Annotated in this window: 15 protein-coding genes; 6 read left to right on the plus strand and 9 right to left on the minus strand. The window is 56.3% G+C overall.

Translation table 11 applies throughout. The features are described 5' to 3' along the window. Positions 1–192: 192 nt before the first annotated feature. Entirely contained in the window at positions 193–1,611 is a 1,419-nt protein-coding gene (locus EGY08_RS20425; RefSeq protein ID WP_004124659.1) for a sugar porter family MFS transporter, read from the plus strand. Here the strand turns inward: EGY08_RS20425 and EGY08_RS20430 are convergent, their stop codons facing one another. Beyond that, entirely contained in the window at positions 1,612–2,607 is a 996-nt protein-coding gene (locus EGY08_RS20430) for a LacI family DNA-binding transcriptional regulator (protein ID WP_004124657.1), read from the minus strand. A 240-nt stretch (positions 2,608–2,847) separates the two neighbouring features. Here EGY08_RS20430 and EGY08_RS20435 point away from each other — a divergent pair, with 240 nt between their 5' ends. From EGY08_RS20435 to EGY08_RS20445, 3 genes are all read left to right on the plus strand, one after another. Beyond that, entirely contained in the window at positions 2,848–4,089 is a 1,242-nt protein-coding gene (locus tag EGY08_RS20435) for an MFS transporter (protein WP_004124655.1), read from the plus strand. A gap of 18 nt (positions 4,090–4,107) precedes the next feature. Then, on the plus strand, positions 4,108–5,541 hold the full coding sequence (locus EGY08_RS20440) for a glycoside hydrolase family 32 protein (RefSeq protein WP_049112503.1): 1,434 nt from the start codon (positions 4,108–4,110) through the stop codon (positions 5,539–5,541). A gap of 122 nt (positions 5,542–5,663) precedes the next feature. Beyond that, entirely contained in the window at positions 5,664–7,010 is a 1,347-nt protein-coding gene (locus tag EGY08_RS20445; RefSeq protein ID WP_123828850.1) for a carbohydrate porin, read from the plus strand. A 219-nt stretch (positions 7,011–7,229) separates the two neighbouring features. Here EGY08_RS20445 and EGY08_RS20450 read toward each other — a convergent pair whose 3' ends face one another. From EGY08_RS20450 to EGY08_RS20475, 6 genes are all read right to left on the minus strand, one after another. Continuing rightward, entirely contained in the window at positions 7,230–8,360 is a 1,131-nt protein-coding gene (locus EGY08_RS20450; protein ID WP_185762664.1) for an oligogalacturonate lyase family protein, read from the minus strand. Positions 8,361–8,428: 68 nt separating this feature from the next. Next, positions 8,429–9,715: an ABC transporter substrate-binding protein gene (locus EGY08_RS20455; protein ID WP_004124644.1), complete on the minus strand. Its 1,287-nt coding sequence runs from the start codon at positions 9,713–9,715 to the stop codon at positions 8,429–8,431. A gap of 16 nt (positions 9,716–9,731) precedes the next feature. After that, the gene (locus tag EGY08_RS20460; protein WP_004124642.1) at positions 9,732–10,859 is read right to left on the minus strand and encodes an ABC transporter ATP-binding protein; all 1,128 of its coding nucleotides are present in this window, start codon (positions 10,857–10,859) and stop codon (positions 9,732–9,734) included. A gap of 12 nt (positions 10,860–10,871) precedes the next feature. Beyond that, positions 10,872–11,774, minus strand: coding sequence for a carbohydrate ABC transporter permease (locus EGY08_RS20465; RefSeq protein WP_004124639.1), 903 nt, complete (start codon positions 11,772–11,774; stop codon positions 10,872–10,874). Continuing rightward, positions 11,767–12,657 (minus strand): carbohydrate ABC transporter permease, encoded by an 891-nt coding sequence (locus EGY08_RS20470; protein WP_004115132.1) that lies wholly within the window; start codon positions 12,655–12,657, stop codon positions 11,767–11,769. Before EGY08_RS20470 ends, EGY08_RS20465 begins: the two co-directional genes overlap by 8 nt. Before the next feature lie 490 nt (positions 12,658–13,147). After that, positions 13,148–13,474 carry a cupin domain-containing protein gene (locus tag EGY08_RS20475; protein ID WP_004124635.1) on the minus strand — a complete coding sequence of 109 codons (327 nt, stop codon included), beginning with the start codon at positions 13,472–13,474 and terminating at the stop codon, positions 13,148–13,150. A 135-nt stretch (positions 13,475–13,609) separates the two neighbouring features. Here EGY08_RS20475 and EGY08_RS20480 point away from each other — a divergent pair, with 135 nt between their 5' ends. Continuing rightward, positions 13,610–14,302 carry an aspartate/glutamate racemase gene (locus tag EGY08_RS20480; protein ID WP_049114678.1) on the plus strand — a complete coding sequence of 231 codons (693 nt, stop codon included), beginning with the start codon at positions 13,610–13,612 and terminating at the stop codon, positions 14,300–14,302. Here EGY08_RS20480 and EGY08_RS20485 read toward each other — a convergent pair. After that, on the minus strand, positions 14,289–15,215 hold the full coding sequence (locus EGY08_RS20485) for a LysR family transcriptional regulator (RefSeq protein ID WP_123828852.1): 927 nt from the start codon (positions 15,213–15,215) through the stop codon (positions 14,289–14,291). The two genes, EGY08_RS20480 and EGY08_RS20485, sit on opposite strands and share 14 nt — an antisense overlap. Positions 15,216–15,350: 135 nt before the next feature. Here EGY08_RS20485 and lysA point away from each other — a divergent pair, with 135 nt between their 5' ends. Next, complete coding sequence (gene lysA, locus EGY08_RS20490) at positions 15,351–16,613, plus strand: diaminopimelate decarboxylase (RefSeq protein WP_004124628.1); 1,263 nt, start codon at positions 15,351–15,353, stop codon at positions 16,611–16,613. A 39-nt stretch (positions 16,614–16,652) separates the two neighbouring features. On the opposite strand, the gene EGY08_RS20495 is transcribed toward lysA, so the two are convergent. Further along, on the minus strand, positions 16,653–17,654 hold the full coding sequence (locus tag EGY08_RS20495) for a LacI family DNA-binding transcriptional regulator (protein ID WP_162626078.1): 1,002 nt from the start codon (positions 17,652–17,654) through the stop codon (positions 16,653–16,655). Positions 17,655–17,940 lie beyond the last annotated feature (286 nt).

A 17,940-nucleotide genomic window follows, 5' to 3' on the forward strand; every position in this document is an offset into this window, starting at 1 on the left:
CAGAGTATCTATGTTTAACAAGGGTCGGTGAAGTTGAAATGCTTATTTTCTGTTCTTTCGAAAGTTGAATGTCCATCACAAAACCATTGCCTGTAGCAATTTAATCCATATCTTTGGCTTGTCACGCCTGACACCTTGCGCCGCCGATCCCGTAGTTTCATCGTATGTCTTACTTCGTCTGGCGGGAAAAAAATGACCTCAATCAGTCACGACTCTACAACTATGCCGCGTACGCTGCGCGATACCCGGCGCATGAATCAGTTTGTCTCGGTTGCCGCCGCGGTGGCAGGATTGCTGTTTGGCCTTGATATCGGCGTAATCGCCGGGGCGCTGCCCTTTATTACCGATCATTTTGTTTTATCCAGCCGCCTGCAGGAGTGGGTGGTGAGCAGCATGATGCTGGGGGCTGCCATCGGCGCGTTATTTAACGGCTGGCTCTCTTTTCGCCTTGGGCGCAAATACAGCCTGATGGTAGGCGCAGTGCTGTTCGTGGCCGGTTCCGTGGGCTCCGCTTTTGCCGCCAGCGTCGAAATGTTGCTGGCGGCGAGGATCGTTCTCGGGGTCGCGGTGGGGATTGCCTCTTATACCGCGCCGCTGTATCTGTCGGAAATGGCGAGCGAAAACGTGCGCGGCAAGATGATCAGCATGTATCAGCTGATGGTAACGTTGGGGATCGTGATGGCGTTTCTCTCCGATACCGCGTTCAGCTACAGCGGCAACTGGCGAGCGATGCTTGGCGTACTGGCTCTGCCGGCGCTGGTGCTGATTATTCTGGTGATCTTCCTGCCGAATAGCCCGCGCTGGCTGGCGGAAAAAGGGCGTCACGTGGAGGCGGAAGAGGTGCTGCGGATGCTGCGCGACACGTCTGAAAAAGCCCGCGACGAGCTGAATGAGATCCGCGAAAGTCTCAAGCTGAAGCAGGGGGGCTGGGCGCTGTTTAAGGTCAACCGCAACGTGCGGCGGGCGGTGTTCCTCGGTATGTTGTTGCAGGCGATGCAGCAGTTTACCGGGATGAATATCATCATGTACTACGCGCCGCGCATCTTCAAAATGGCCGGCTTCACCACTACCGAGCAGCAGATGGTGGCGACCCTGGTGGTTGGCCTGACCTTTATGTTCGCCACCTTTATCGCCGTCTTTACCGTCGATAAGGCCGGGCGTAAACCGGCGCTGAAAATCGGCTTTAGCGTGATGGCCATCGGCACGCTGGTGCTGGGCTACTGCCTGATGCAGTTTGATAACGGCACCGCCTCCAGCGGTCTCTCCTGGTTGTCGGTGGGGATGACCATGATGTGTATCGCCGGCTATGCGATGAGCGCCGCGCCGGTGGTGTGGATCCTGTGTTCGGAAATTCAGCCGCTGAAGTGTCGCGATTTCGGTATCACCTGCTCAACCACCACCAACTGGGTGTCAAACATGATTATCGGCGCGACCTTCCTGACGCTGCTGGACGCGATCGGCGCGGCGGGAACCTTCTGGTTATATACCGCGCTGAACGTCGCTTTTATCGGCGTGACGTTCTGGCTGATCCCAGAAACCAAAAACGTCACCCTTGAGCATATTGAACGCAAGCTGATGTCCGGCGAGAAGCTGCGCAATATCGGCAATTAACTATAACGACTCGCGCGGCAGCCACGGGCTGGCAACCCGTACCGTCTCCCGATGGCTGTCGCCGTTAATAATGTGCAGGGCGCTCAGGCGCCCAATATCATAGTGCGGGAGCTGTACCGTTGAGAGCGGCGGAAAAAACAGATCGCCGATCCCCACCATATTGTCGTAACCCACCACAGCCACATCCTGCGGAATGCGCAGCCCCTGCGCCAGTAGCGTCTGATAGACCATAAACGCGATGCGGTCGTTGCCGCAAATCACCGAGTCGAACGGCAGCGTGGGTTGCTGAATATGCGCCAGCACGACAGCGGGAATATCGCGATAGTGCTCATCGCCATAGGCCATATAGCTGTGATGGAGCGTATCCGGGTCAATCCCCGCTTCCCGGCAGGCGCGTTCCAGCCCCTGACGGCGGCGGACGGTCGCCAGATGATTCACCGGGAGATGCAGGCACAGCGGACGGCGGTAGCCCGCGGCCAGCAGAGCCTGCACCGCCGTATACTGGCCCTGTTCGTCGTCCGGGATATAGCTGGCCACCGGATCGTGCAGGCTTTCGCAGTTGGCCAGCACGCAGGGGAGGGTTAACAGCTTGGCCGGCAGCGGCACCTGGCGCAGGCCCATCGTGGTATAGATAATCCCGTCCGGACGGTGGGAGAGCAGCAGGTCGACAATAGTTTCCGGGCTATCGTCAGAGAACATGTTGACCACGAAGCTGTTCCAGCCGTGCGCCCGCGCGGTCTCTTCGATGGAGAGCGTAATCTCCACCGAGAACGGCGTAGTGACGGTATCCAGCGCCAGCACCCCGATGGTGTTTGGCGTCGCGTGGGCGCCGCGAATTTTCTTCGCCGACAGGTCGGGGACATAGTTGGTCTCTTCGATAGCCGCCTGGACCCGAGCCAGGGTCTCCGGCTTGAGTCTTTCCGGGCTGTTTAGCGCCCGGGAGACCGTCATCAGCGACACATTCGCCAGCTTTGCCACATCTTTCAGAGATGCCATATTAAGTGCTCCACCCATGCCGTCGGCAACGGGTTTTACTAAGTTACTGATGTAAAAGGATCATGCGATATTCTATCGTACACCCGATGCCGATGCAGACGAGGAATATTTGATCGCGATCCCACTCTCATTATGTTAACGTTAACTTTTGTGATTAACATCATGAATCTCAGCAAAATGACATGAGATTCGTTTTTTGTTAACGTTACCATATCAGCATTACTCCTACATGAGAATGTCATGATGAAAGCGCACCCCTCACAAAGCTATCCGTTACTCAGCGCGTTACTGTTTTTCTTTTTCGTGACCTGGTCCTCTTCAGGTTCGCTGCTCTCGATCTGGCTGCACCAGGAAGTGGGCCTTAAACCGGGGGATACCGGGATTATCTTCTCGGTGCTTTCCGTCTCGGCGCTTTTCGCGCAGGTGTGTTACGGCTTTATTCAGGACAAACTCGGCCTGCGTAAAAATCTGCTCTGGTACATTACCGTTCTGCTGATCCTCTCCGGCCCGGCCTATATGCTGTTTGGCTATCTGCTCAAAATTAACGTGTTGCTCGGCAGCATCTTCGGCGGGATTTATATCGGACTGACCTTCAACGGCGGTATCGGCGTACTGGAGTCCTATACCGAGCGCGTCGCGCGCCAGAGCCAGTTTGAATTCGGCAAAGCGCGGATGTGGGGCTCGCTGGGCTGGGCGGTGGCGACGTTCTTCGCCGGTTTGCTGTTTAATATTAATCCGCATTTAAACTTCGCGGTGGCCAGCTGCTCCGGACTGGTCTTTTTTATACTACTGGCGCGACTGCGGGTCTCTTCCGCGCCGCACGCCATGCAGGAGGCGGTATCGGGCGGTAAAGTGACGCTGGAGGACGCTCTGCGTCTGCTGACCCTGCCGCGCTTTTGGGCGCTGGTATTCTTCGTCATCGGCACCTGTATCTACGGCGTTTACGATCAGCAGTTTCCGGTCTACTTCTCTTCCCAGTTCCCGACCTTACAGGAAGGCAACGAGATGTACGGCTACCTGAACTCGTTCCAGGTGTTCCTTGAAGCTGCCGGTATGTTCTGCGCGCCGTGGCTGGTTAACCGTATTGGCGCGAAAAATGGTCTGATCTTCGCCGGGATGGTGATGGCGATGCGTATGGTGGCGTCCGGGCTGGTGGAAGGGCCGCTGCTTATCTCCATTACTAAACTGCTGCACGCGGTCGAGCTGCCGGTGCTGCTGGTCTCCATCTTTAAATACAACAGCCTGAACTTCGACAAGCGTCTCTCCTCAACGCTGTATCTGGTGGGCTTTGCCTGCACCAGCTCGGTTATCGCGACGGTGCTGTCGCCGCTGGCTGGCTATAGCTATGAGAAATACGGCTTCGCCCAGTCCTATCTGATTATGGGACTGCTGGTGTTCTGCACCACCTTTATCTCCATCTTCTTGTTGCGTTCCAGTAAGTCCTCTTCGGACCCGCTGATGCCGCAAACTTCCGCTATCTGAATCAAAAGAGTAATGAATATGACTTATTCCATTCCCCGGGCCGAGCAAGAACTGCAGGCCAAACATGAAAAGCTGAACCTGCGCTGGTATCCGCGCTATCACCTGGCCGCCCGCGCGGGTTGGATCAACGATCCCAATGGCCTGGTCTGGTTCGACGGCTGGTATCACGCCTTTTACCAGCACCATCCGTACTCCACCCAATGGGGACCGATGCACTGGGGTCACGCGCGCAGTAAGGATCTGGTGCACTGGGAGCATCTGCCGGTGGCGCTGGCCCCGGAAGGCCCGGAGGATAAAGACGGCTGCTTCTCCGGCTCCGCAGTGGTGGATGGCGATACGCTGGCGCTGATTTATACCGGGCATAAATTCCATGGCGATCCCAGCGATGAAGCCAACCTGTATCAGGTGCAGTGTCTGGCGACCAGTCGCGACGGGATTCACTTCGAGCGCCAGGGGATCGTGGTCGACACTCCGCCGGGCATGCACCATTTCCGCGACCCGAAAGTGTGGCGAGAAGGGGACAGCTGGTACATGATCGTTGGCGCTCGCGATGGCGATACCGGCCAGGTGCGGCTGTATCGCTCAGCCGATCTGCGCCAGTGGCAGGACGCGGGCGTGCTTGATGAAGCGGAAAAAGAGATGGGCTACATGTGGGAATGCCCGGATTTCTTCGCCCTCAACGGCAAACATATCCTGATGTTCTCCCCTCAGGGGCTGGCGGCGAAAGGCTATCGCAACCGCAACCTGTTCCAGAGCGGCTATCTGCTCGGTGAGTGGCAGCCGGGGCAGGCGTTTGTACGCGAGGGGGAGTTTGTCGAAATGGATCACGGGCACGATTTCTACGCCCCGCAGAGTTTCCTCACGCCCGATGGTCGCCGCATTGTCATCGGTTGGCTGGATATGTGGGAATCGCCGCTGCCGGAGCAGCAGGACGGCTGGGCGGGCATGCTTTCGCTGCCGCGCGAGCTGAGCCTGAGCGCCGATAACCGTCTGCAGATGCGTCCGGCGAAAGAGGTCGAGAGCATGCGCGGCGCCAGCTTCCCGTGGCCGGTGACGACCCTGAAAAACCAGCAGACCACGATGGTGGAGAACTGCGAAGCGATGGAGGTGATCCTGCACTGGGATGGCCTGAACAGCAGCGCCGAGCAGTATGGCCTCAGCTTCGGCGAAGGTCTGCGCGTTTACGTGGATGCGCAGATGCAGCGCCTGGTGCTTGAGCGACACTATCCGCAGTATGGCCTCTGCGGCACCCGCAGCGTCCCGTTGACCGAAGGCGCCGATCTGAAGCTAAGAATATTCTTCGATAGCTCTTCGGTAGAAGTGTTTGTTAATGATGGCGAGGCCTGTCTCAGCAGTCGTATATATCCTGACGCCGCTCGCCGTGAATTAGCGTTATTTTCCTGGAGCGGTTCGGCGCATTTAAAAGAAGCGGGTGCCTGGCAGCTGGAATAAGTTTTACTGAATAGTTGTTAATAACCCGTCTTCGACGATGGGCGGGTTATTATTGTCACTGTCGTCGAGCTTTACCCATAAATAAAAAATACTATTTAACTAAATAATAAAGGGTTATTCCGATGAATAAAATCTGGGTCGGGTGTGTTCTGACGTCTTTATTTACCCCTCTGGCTAATGCTCAGGCGCCGTTATCTCTTGAGGAGCGGCTGGCGCAAATGGAACAACGGCTAAAGGCGACAGAGCAGCGGGCGGCCAGCGCGGAGGCGGAAATCCGCGCGCTAAAAAAACAGGAGGCACAAGCGACGACGGTGGCCAGCGCCGCGCCAGCTAAACCCGCTTTACAACTTAATGATTATGGTGAATTAAAATTCTATGGCGACGTTGAGTTTAATATGGACGGCGCCAGCCGCACCGGTAGCCTGACGTCGGTGAAAACCAGCGCCAATAAAAACTGGGCGCCGGGAGATAAAGAGCGCTGGGATATTAACGGCCGTATTCTTCTCGGCTTTGATGGATTACGCAAAGGGGCTAACGGTAAATATGCCGGTTTCAGCGTACAGCCGCTGGCGGATATGAATGGCAAAATGAATCTTGATGATGCGGCCTTTTTCTTTGGTCAGCAGGATGACTGGAAAATTAAAATCGGTCGCTTCGAAGCCTACGATATGTTCCCGCTAAATCAGGATACGTTTGTTGAATATTCCGGCAACACGGCGAACGATCTGTATAGCGACGGCTACGGCTATATTTATATGATGAAAGAGGGGCGCGGACGCAGCAGCAGCGGCGGCAATTTCCTGCTGAGTAAAAATCTCGATAACTGGTATTTTGAGGTGAATACGCTGGTGGAGGACGGCAGCTCGCTGTTCGTGGACCAGAATTATCACGGCAACGCGCTGGATAACCGTAAAAATGTGGTTTACGTGCGTCCGGTCGCGGCCTGGCAATCCGGCGCCTGGTCGGTGGCGGCAGCGATGGAAAGTAACCTCGTTAATAATGCTTACGGTTATGAGAATCAGAATGGACGTTGGGTCGATCAGTCCAGCCGCACCGGCTACGGCATGACGATGAGCTGGAACACGCTGAAAACCGATGCCGAGAACGGGGCGGTGGTGAACGTAAGCACCGCGTATCTTGATGCGGCGGACGAAAAGGATTTCAGCGCCGGTATCAATGCGTTATGGCATCGCGTGGAGCTGGGCTATATCTACGCGCATAACAAAATCGACCAGTTTAATATGTCCGGCGTCAACGCGGAGTGCGATGGCGACTGCGCCATCCTGGCGCCGGGGCGCTACGATATCCACACCCTTCATACCTCATGGCATCTGCCGAATATTATGGATATGCCGAACTTTAATATTTATCTCGGAGCCTATGCGTCATGGCTCGATTCATCGGCGGCGAAAAGCGGCAATACCGATGAACGCTACGGCGCGCGGGTGCGGTTTAAATATTTCTTCTGACGGTCTTCCCGGGTCGCGGCGTCAACGCCTTACCCGGGCTACCTGTCCGCAGACGGCGGTGAACCTGTAGCCCGGGCAGGCGCTTTGCGCCGCCCCCGGGGAAGCAGGGTGATAATTCCCGGAGGCGATGCTGCGCATCTGTCCGGGCTACCTGTCCGCAGACGGCGGTGAACCCGTAGCCCGGCTAAGCACCGCGCGAGCCGGGACGTTGCCGAATCACTACACCTCCGCCAGATATAGCGCCGGCATGCCCTCTTTATCGGAGGTAACCAGTACCCAGCGGTTATCCGGTGAAAATGACGGATGCGGATGCGTCGCCTGCCGCTCGCCTTCAATCACTTTCCAGGTGGAGTCGTGGCGGCACACCGCAGTCTGCTTATCGGCGGCTATATCAAACACCCAGATAAACGGATCGTTAAGCTGTATATCGCCGGTGCTGTGCGGCGCGCCGTCGCCGACCACCAGCGAGCCATCGTGATTGCTCATCAGATGTGAGCACGGAGGAATGGCCATCAGCTGGCGGTTTTCCAGGGTTGCCGGGTCGGCGCGATACAGATAGCGATGCGGATCGTTTTCCTGATGCGCGACATAATAAAGCGCGGATCCATCCGGCACCCAGAATTCGTGGGTAAAACTCTCCCCCGGCTGGTGCTGGCGAACCTTGCGCATATGGCTGCCGTCAGCGTTGATAAGCCACATTCGGGCATCGATAGCATCGCGCGGGCCTTCGTGGCAGAAGGCGATGGTGCCGTCATCAAACGGGCGGTAAATCGGGTGGCCGAGCCAGCGTTTTTCCTGCAATACCACGCGCTGTTCGCCGCTGCGCAGGTCGATATTAATCAACCGGCACTCCGGCTCGGTGAAGTAGAAGGCGCGGAACTTGCCCCAGTCGGTCAGCGGCTGCCAGTCGCTTTTTTTGATTTCGATACCGACCATCTGGCTGCAATCGCTATTGGCGACCCAGGTTCCGTAGGCCACCCATTGGTCATCCACCTGATATACAACCTGCTCTTCCAGCGTCGCCAGGTCCACGCGGCGCAGCTGCTGGTTGTTTTTCACGTACCACAGCGACCGGTCGTCGGCGGACAGGAAACCGCCAAAGGTGTTATCACCCGGCCCATCGGTCAGTTGGGTGGCCTGCTGGGCGGCGATATCGAGTAGATAGTAATTCCAGTGGCCTTCAAAGGCACCGCCGAAAATCAGTTTGCTGCCGTCCCGGGTAAAGCATTTTTGATAGAAGTAGTTGCGGTGGCAGATAACATGCGGTGGCGTCATCCGGATCACCTGGTGACCGGTTTCGCGGTCCTGCGTGTGCAGAAAGCTCAGCGGGATGATTTTGCCTTTCATGATTCGATTCACTCCTTGCTAAAAAAATACCCCGCAGCCGGAGCTGCGGGGTAGATACGGATAGCGGTTAATTAGCGCATCGCGCGGCGCAGGATTCGGTCAGACTGACGTTGGAAGTCAATTGCCGTCTCTTCTACGGTTTTCTGCCCGTAGTCGATGTACTGCAGAGAGGTGCCGAACTGGGCAACGATCTGCGGGTCGTCAAAGTATGGCGACACCGAGAGTTTGGCCGGCAGGGACTGCGCCAGACGCAGGCCAGATACCGCCGGATCGTCCTCTTTGATCGCGCCGTTTTCGGTCAGGTATTGCACCGCGACTTTGCTCAACGGCACGCCGCGCTCCAGGCCCAGCGTCTCAACCCCTTCTTTGCTGTTCAGCAGGAAGTTGATCACCTTCGCCGCCGCTTCCGGGTTTTTAGTCGATTTACCAATCGAGAGCATCTGCGCGGGTTTAAAGAACAGGCCCGCGTCGGTGGCGCCCGGCAGCATCGGATAGCTGCCCAGCTCCAGCTTCGCCGGCGGCTTCAGGTTGTCGGAGTATTTGTTGATGGTGGAGTTCCACATATAGGTTCCCGCCCACTCGCCCTGAATCCACGGCTTCATTTCATACATATTGCTCTTGCCGAACGAGGCGTAGTACTTGGTGTCCGGCATGACGTGGCTGTCGATAAGCTTTTTATACATCTGGAAAAATTCGACCCACTGCTCTTTGCTGTAGGAGAATTTTTTGGTTTTTTCATCGATAGCCGGCTGGTTGTACTTCTGAATCATATATGAATTCAGCAGCGCCAGGGTGTCCTGGTGCTCCAGCACTACCGGGTAATACTGTTTACCCAGCTTGCTCTCGAAGGTTTTACCCGCCGCCATCAGCTCGTCCCAGGTTTTCGGGTACTCAACGCCCGCTTTTTTCCAGGTTTCGTCATTGAAGTAGAACACGCGCGCGGTGACGGAGATCGGAATACCGTTAAGCTTGCCGTCCACCGTGGTGGACTGCAGCTCTTTGGCGTCAAACTGGCTCAGGTCGATCACATCCTTCATCTTATTCAGATCGTAGAAGCCTTCGCCGTTTTTCGAGAAGATCGGCAGCCAGTTCCAGTTGGTTTGCATCACATCCGGCTCGGTGCCGCCGGCGATTTGCGTGGTCAGGCGCGAAAGGTGACCGTCCCAGCCGGTATATTCCGCCTTCACGTTAATATCCGGATTGAGTTTATGGAACTCTTCCAGCGCCTTCAGGGTCACCTGGTGGCGGCCGTTGCCGCCCCACCATGACATACGCAGGTCGACATCCTTCGCCATGGAAGGCAACGCGGTAAGGGCCAAAGTTGCGGAGATTGCGGCGCTTAAAAGCACTTTTTTCATTTTAATACTCCAGGGTTCACAGAGAGATGTTCTGTTCAGTTTTGGCGTCAAAGATATGACACTTGTTGAGATCGAATTTGAAATGCACCTTGCGATGCAGCCCTTTCTCAATCATGGGCTTCGCTTCATCTGACGGCACGCGGGCGGTCAGTTCATAATCGGCGACCTTCAGATAGACGAAGAATTCATGGCCCATATTTTCCACGCGTACCATTTCGCCGGTGCATGAACCTTCGGCGAACGGTTCATCGGAGATGGAGACAAACTCCGGGCGCACGCCGAAGAACACCTGCTGGTTCTTGTGGGTGTCGACCTTGCTCTGCAGCCTGTCGTTGAGCGGCAGCAGGCCATCGCCAACGGTCAGATGCAGACGGCCCGCTTGCTCAACCAGCTTGCTGGGACGAATATTCATCTCCGGCGCGCCGATAAACCCGGCCACAAACATGTTTTTCGGCTTGTGGTAGAGGTTGTCCGGGGTATCCACCTGCATGATATGACCCAGCTTCATCACGCAGATGCGGTCGCCCATGGTCATCGCTTCGGTCTGATCGTGGGTAACGTACACGGTGGTCGCCGGTTTACCGGATTTCTTCAACTGCTTATGCAGGTCGGAAATACGGATGCGCATCGAGGCGCGCAGCTTGGCGTCAAGGTTAGAGAGCGGTTCATCGAACAGGAACACATCCGGTTTCTTCACAATCGCGCGGCCAACCGCCACGCGCTGCGCCTGGCCGCCGGAGAGCTGACGTGGCAGACGATCCAGTAGCTCTTCCAGCTCAAGGATTTTCGCCGCTTCGTTAACCTGGGCTTCAATCTGATCTTTCGGCAGCTTGCTCAGCTTCAGGCCGAAGGCAAGGTTTTCGCGCACCGTCATATGCGGATAGAGCGCGTAATTCTGGAACACCATCGCGATACCGCGCGCTTTCGGCGCGAGGTTGTTTACGATTTTCTCGCCGATCCGCACTTCGCCGCCGCTGATGGTTTCCAGACCGGCCAGCATGCGCAGGGTGGTGGATTTGGCGCAGCCGGACGGTCCAACGATAACCATAAACTCGCCGTCCGCAATTTTCAGATCGATACCATGTACCGCCTTGAAGCCGTTGGAGTAGACCTTTTCCAGTTTGTTGAAAATAACTTCAGCCATGATATTTCCCTCTTAACCTTTAATTCCGCTGCTGGTAACGCCCTGTACGAAGTAGCGTTGTGCCAGGAAGAACACGATGATGGACGGCAGAATGGAGATGCTCGCCATTGCCAGAATTTCGTTCCACGGAGCGCCTTCCGTGACGTCGATGGACATTTTCAGCGCCAGCGCAATCGGATATTTATCCACGCTGTAGACGTAAATCAGCGGACCGATAAAGTCGTTCATGGACCACATGAACTGGAACAACGCCACCGAGATAATCGCCGGTTTCAGAATCGGCACCACCACGTACCACAGCACCTGAATGGAGTTGCAGCCGTCGATCTGCGCCGCTTCTTCCATGTCGCGCGGAACGCCGCGCAGGAACTGAATCAGCATGAAGACAAAGAACCCCTGGGTGGCGAAAGCCAGCGGCAGGTACAGCGGCAGATAGCTGTTCAGCATGCCCATTTCACGGAACATCAGGTACTGCGGAATCAGCAGTACGGTGCTCGGCAGGAGCATGGTGGTGATCAGCGTCGCGAACCAGAATTTCTTCCACGGGATTTCGAAGCGGGCAAAGCCGTAGGCCACGATGGTGGAGGAGATAATGGTCAGCAGTACTTTCGGGATCACATACTTGAAGGTGTTCAGCATGTAGTGACCGAAGTTGTACTCGGTACCGGTTTTCCAGCCGTTGATAAAGCCATCCCAGGTCGCGTGGGCAGGCCACAGGCTCAGGGTGGTGAAGATCTCGTGGTTCGGTTTGAACGACGCCGAGAACATCCATACCAGCGGGTAGAGCATCAGCAGGCCGACGAACAGCAGGATCACATAGCGAATCGAGCGGCTAATTTTTTCACGACGCAGCGTCCGCGCGACTTCACGTTCGGCGATGTCCCTTGCTTCAGAGATGTGTTGGATATCAGCCATTTTTGCCTCCCTTATCGGCGGAGTAGAACACCCAATATTTCGAAGACTTAAACGCGATGGCGGCAAAGACCGCGACCACCAGGAACAGCACCCACGCCAGCGCCGCGCCGTAGCCCATATCGAAGTACTTAAAGGCGGTGTCGTAGATGTAGAGCGAGAACAGATAGGTGGAGTAGGTCGGGCCGCCGCCGGTAATGACGTACGGGCCGGTAAACTCCTGGAACGCCTGGGTGGTCTGCATGATGAAGTTGAAGAAAATCACTGGCGTGATCAGCGGCACCGTGACCTTCATAAACATCTGCCATTTTGACGCGCCATCGATCATCGCCGCTTCATATTGTGATTGCGGAACGTTCTGCAGCGCCGCGAGGAAGATAACCATGGCCGAACCGAACTGCCAGACGCGCAGCAGGGTGACGGACATCAGCGCCAGCGAAGGCTCGCCGAGCCAGTTGACCGGATCGAAGCCGAGCACGCCGATAAAGCTGTTCAGCAGGCCGTCGATAGCAAACAGCGCGCGCCACAATACGGCAATCGCCACCGAGCTACCGAGAATGGACGGGATATAGTAGGCGGTACGGAAAAAACCAATGCCGCGCAGCTTAAAGTTGAGGACAAACGCGATCCCCAGAGCGAAAGCCAGTTTTAACGGGATGGTTAAAAAGACATACGCGAACGTCACGCCCATGGATTTCCAGAAGAGGCCATCTTCGGTCAGCATGTAGCGATAGTTTTCGATGCCGTTAAACACCGGTGGGCTCATCAAATCGTACTCAGTGAAACTGAGGAAGAAAGATGAAACAAAGGGAAAGGCGGTAAAGACTATCAACCCTATGATATAGGGCGATATCCATGCCAATCCCAGCATTTTGTTTTCATTCATACATACCTACCTGGCTTGCGAGTTTGTAATACGGATTCGGGTTGACTGTCTCTCCCGCGGTAGCCGCCGGAGAGTTAATGCGTTCCTGGTATGTCGGCGGTAAATGCTTCCTTGTTAACTGTGCGTTTGTTGAGAACTTTTGCGCTCTTATCATCCCTGGAGAGCATATGTTTTTTGATTTTGTCTTACCCAGCGTTCTGATTTTGTAAAACGCCGTTTTAATTTTATTTTATTGCTATTTATTACGGAGTCATTCGGTTCATCGCGGAAATGTGATCAAAGTCGAAACGATGTTTCAAAAAGGTGCTGGCGCGCGCATTTTGCCAGGGGGCGGTCATAGAAAAGGATGAGAGACAGGCGCAGTGAGGTGATTCAGGTGGGATTAATTGCTCGGCTAATCATTGCGACATGACATACATTATGACAATTATTATTGGCGGAAAAGTTCAGAAAATGGTGGGCATGCGCGGCATGCCCCAGGGAGGAGAGATTACTTTTGCAGAAAATCCTGACGAACGGGGGTAAAGGTATCCAGCAGCGTGCCCGGTTTCAGGCACACGCAGCCGTGCATAATGTTCGGTTTCTTGTAGAGCGTATCGCCGGCGCTGACCACGTGCTTTTCATCACCGATGGTGAACTCAAACTCGCCGGAGAGCACATAGGTGAGCTGCTCGTGCGGGTGATTATGCATCGGCCCGATAGCGCCCGCTTCGAAGTTCACTTCAACCGCCATCATCTTGCCATCGTGCGCAAGGATGCGGCGGGTGACGCCATTGCCCAGATCTTCAAGGGTGGTCTCTTTATGAAAAATAAACATCCGCTGGTCCTGTAATTAAATGAAACAATGTTTCATTTAATCTATCGCATAATCTTCTAAAAGGAAACGATCGCCTGGAGAAGTGGAAAGTCGATCACAACTTTGTTTTACTGAAACTTCACGCACGGAGGGATGATGAAAACAATTGGTCTGTTAGGCGGCATGAGCTGGGAATCGACGATTCCTTACTATCGTCTTATTAACGAAGGTATTAAAACGCGCCTCGGCGGCCTGCACTCTGCCAGCCTGCTGCTGCATAGCGTAGATTTCCACGAAATTGAAGTCTGCCAGTCCACCGGCGACTGGGATCGGGCGGGCGAGATCCTCGCCCGGGCGGCGCTCGGGCTACAGCAGGCGGGCGCCGAGGGGATTGTCCTGTGCACTAACACCATGCACAAAGTCGCGCAGGCCATTGAAACGCGCTGCGATGTGCCGTTCCTGCATATTGCCGATGCGACCGGCCGGGCGATTACCGCGAAGGACCAGCGCCGCGTGGCTCTGCTGGGGACGCGCTATACCATGGAGCAGGATTTTTATCGCGGCCGCCTGCAGCAGCAGTTCGCTATCGACACGCTGATTCCGGAGGCGGAAGATCGCGAACGTATCAACCAGATCATCTTCGACGAGCTGTGCCTGGGAACCTTTAGCGCAGACTCGCGCGACTACTATCTTCAGGTTATTGAGCTCCTGGCGGAGCAGGGTGCGGAAGGGGTGATTTTCGGCTGTACCGAAATCGGCCTGCTGGTGCCGGAAGAGAGCAGCCCGCTGCCGGTATTTGATACGGCCGCGATCCATGCGGCGGACGCGGTGGAATTTATGCTGTCGTAAGTACTGCTTCGAGCGGCGTCAGGATGCGCGGCATGCTCTCTTGCAGATGGCGGGCGAAGGCATCGACCAGCGCGGAGCCGGGACGGTGCAGCGGGCGCACCAGGCTAACGGTAAAAGGCACTTCCACGCTAAAGCGGCGTACCACCACGCCGTTCCCGGCATAATCGAGGGCGGTGAGCGGGTTAACCACCGAAATGCCGACCCCGGCCCGCACCATCGCGCAGATGGAGGCGGCGCTGTGCGTCTCCACCACCATCCGCCGTTTGACCTGATGTTCGACAAACAGGGCATCGAGCAGCTGGCGATAGCTATCGGTGCGCGACAGGCTAATGTAGTTTTCGCCGTGAAAATCCGCCGGCGTCAGCGCCGGCTTTGCCGCCAGCGGATGGCCCTGCGGCAGTACGCACACTTCATTGAGGGTCAGTAGCGGCGTACGCTCGGTTCCGGCGGGGGTATGCAGGGTTTCCGTTAATCCCAGATCGTGGCGCTGGGCCGACAGCCACTCCTCCAGCAGCGGTGATTCCTGAGGGACGATTTGCAGGCTGACGTCCGGGTAACGGGCTAAAAACGGCGCCAGCAGCAGCGGCAATAGCGATTGGGAGAAGACCGGCAGACAGGCTATCGACAGCTCCCCCTGGCGGAATTCGCGCAGGCTTTCCGCGGCGCTGACGATTCTGTCCAGGCCATACCAGGAGCGTTGGACCTCTTCAAACAGACGTAATCCCTGAACCGTAGGCTGCAGGCGCCCGCGGGTACGGGAGAACAGCGTCAACCCCAGCACCTTTTCAAAACGCGCCAGCTCGCGGCTAACGGTGGGCTGCGAGGTATGCAGCATACATGCGGCCTCGGTCAGATTGCCGGTGGTCATCACCGCATGGAAGATTTCAATATGGCGCAGGTTGACGGCGGGCATGGGTGTTCCTTAAGTGGCGCAAGCCATATCATTTTTGCATAGACTGGCAATAAAACGATATTTTTTATTACGTACGCGCTGTGGCGTAATCGTAAAAAACAGAGATAACGCACACACATAGCACCGGAGTTCTTTATGCCACACTCGCTTTACGCCACCGATACCGACCTGAGCGCAGAAAACCTGCTGCGTCTGCCCGCCGAGTTCGGCTGCCCGGTTTGGGTTTACGACGCGCAGATTATCCGCCGCCAGATTGCCCAGTTGAGCAAGTTCGACGTGGTGCGTTTTGCGCAGAAGGCCTGCTCCAATATCCACATTCTGCGCCTGATGCGCGAGCAGGGCGTGAAGGTCGATTCGGTGTCGCTGGGCGAGATCGAGCGCGCGCTGGCGGCAGGGTACGATCCGCATCAGCATCCGGACGATGTTGTCTTTACCGCTGACCTGATCGACGACGCGACGCTGGCGCGGGTTAAAGAGCTGCAGATCCCGGTCAACGCCGGCTCAATTGATATGCTGAGCCAACTGGGCGAAGTTTCTCCTGGCCATCGCGTCTGGCTGCGGGTTAACCCGGGCTTCGGCCACGGCCATAGCCAAAAAACCAATACCGGCGGCGAGAACAGCAAGCACGGGATCTGGCACAGTCATTTAACGGCGGCGCTGGAAGTGATGCGCCGTTACCAGCTCCAGCTGGTGGGTATTCATATGCATATCGGTTCTGGGGTCGATTATGGCCACCTGGAACAGGTTTGTGGCGCGATGGTGCGCCAGGTGGTTGAATTCGGTCAGGATCTGCAGGCGATCTCCGCCGGAGGCGGGCTGTCGATCCCCTATCACGAAGGTGAAGAGGCGATCGACACCGATCACTACTTCGGCTTGTGGAACGCCGCGCGCGAGCAGATCGCTAAACATCTGGGCCATCCGGTGAAGCTTGAGATCGAGCCGGGTCGTTTCCTGGTGGCGGAATCCGGGGTGCTGGTTTCTCAGGTCCGCAGCGTGAAGGAGATGGGCAGCCGCCACTTCGTGCTGATTGACGCCGGCTTTAATGATTTGATGCGCCCGGCGATGTACGGCAGCTATCACCATATTACCGCTCTCGCCGCGGACGGCCGCGATCTGCGCGCTGCGGCGGAGGTTGAAACCGTGGTGGCCGGGCCGCTGTGCGAATCGGGCGATGTCTTTACCCAGCAGGAGGGTGGGAAAGTGGAAACCCGCCTGCTGCCTGCGGTGGCGCCGGGGGATTATCTGGTGCTGCACGATACCGGCGCTTACGGCGCGTCGATGTCTTCAAACTACAACAGCCGTCCGCTGCTGCCGGAGGTGCTGTTCGACAACGGCAAAGCGCGGCTGATCCGCCGTCGCCAGACCATTGAAGAGCTGCTGGCGCTTGAGCTGCTGTAAGGTGGTGCCCGATGGCGCTTCGCTTATCGGGCCCGCTCATTATGGGTAATACGGCCCAATTGTCACCGATTCGCGCAGCACCAGGGTGCCGGTAAACGGCGGGATGGTCTCGATCGGCTGACCGTTGGCCAGCTTGATGGCCTGATCGATAGCGGTGGTGATCATGTTATCGATCGGCAAATAGACCGTCGACAGCCCTGGCTCCAGCCATTTGGCGCTCGGCGCGTCATCAAAACCAAACAGCGAAATATCCTGCGGGATCCGCAGCCCCGCCTGATGCAGCGCTTTCGACGCGCCCAGCGCCATATCATCATTACAGGAAAACAGCGCGCTAAACGGCGTCTTCTCTTCCAGCAGCTCGCAGCACAGCTCATAGCCGCGGCTCATGGTGGAGTCACCGTATTTCACCTTCGCCGGATCCCACTTGATGCCGTGCTTTTTCAGCGCGTTACGATACCCTTCCAGGCGGGCTTTGCCCGTCGGCGTGTGCATCGGCACGGTCAAACAGGCAATATCGCGATGGCCCTGGGTAATCAGGTACTCCACCGCCTGGAACGCCGCATCCTGCTGTTCAAAGAACACGCAACGTTCCCGCGCCTGGCTAACATCGCGGTTAATCACCACCAGCGGCATGGCGATGGACTCAATCAGCGACATGATCTTCTTTTCGCTCATATGGCGGGTGTAGAGCACGATGGCGTCGCACTGGCGATCGGCCAGCATCTGCACCGCCTCTTCTTCACGCTCTGGCGCATCGTGGCCGTCGGTGACGATTAGCTGTTTGCCCCAGGCTTCCGTCTGGCGGGAGGCCTGCTGCAGCAGGCGGCCAAAATAGAAGCCATCAAAGGTGGAAACCACCAGGCCGATGCTGTTGCTCGTGCGGTTCGCCAGCGAGCGGGCGAGAAAGTTAGGCCGATAGCCCAGCTCTTCCATCGCCTTAAAAACCTGTTGGCGGGTGCTCTCTTTTACCTGACCCGTGCCGTTCAACACGCGGGAAACCGTCGCTTTAGAGACGCCTGCGCGAATTGAGACATCCAGCATTGTAGCCATTCATCCGATTCCTGATATCACGTGGTAACCCGCAGTTTATCACAGACATTCAGGGGGATATGGCCTCATGGCGCGGCAAAAAAACCATCGCGATCACGCTTTTACAGGAATTGATCGAGTGGAAAATAAAACCGCCAATGCGGTATGCCAATTATTGCCATTCTGGAATACCAATGAGCGCGTTGAGAGCTTAATCACAGAACTTATTTTCACCAGTCGCTATTTTTTGGTATGCCAATAGGTGTTTGGCTGTACACCTGGTGCGCTATAAGCCCTT

The organism is Klebsiella sp. FDAARGOS_511 (genome assembly GCF_003812845.1).
GTDB lineage: Bacteria > Pseudomonadota > Gammaproteobacteria > Enterobacterales > Enterobacteriaceae > Klebsiella > Klebsiella grimontii.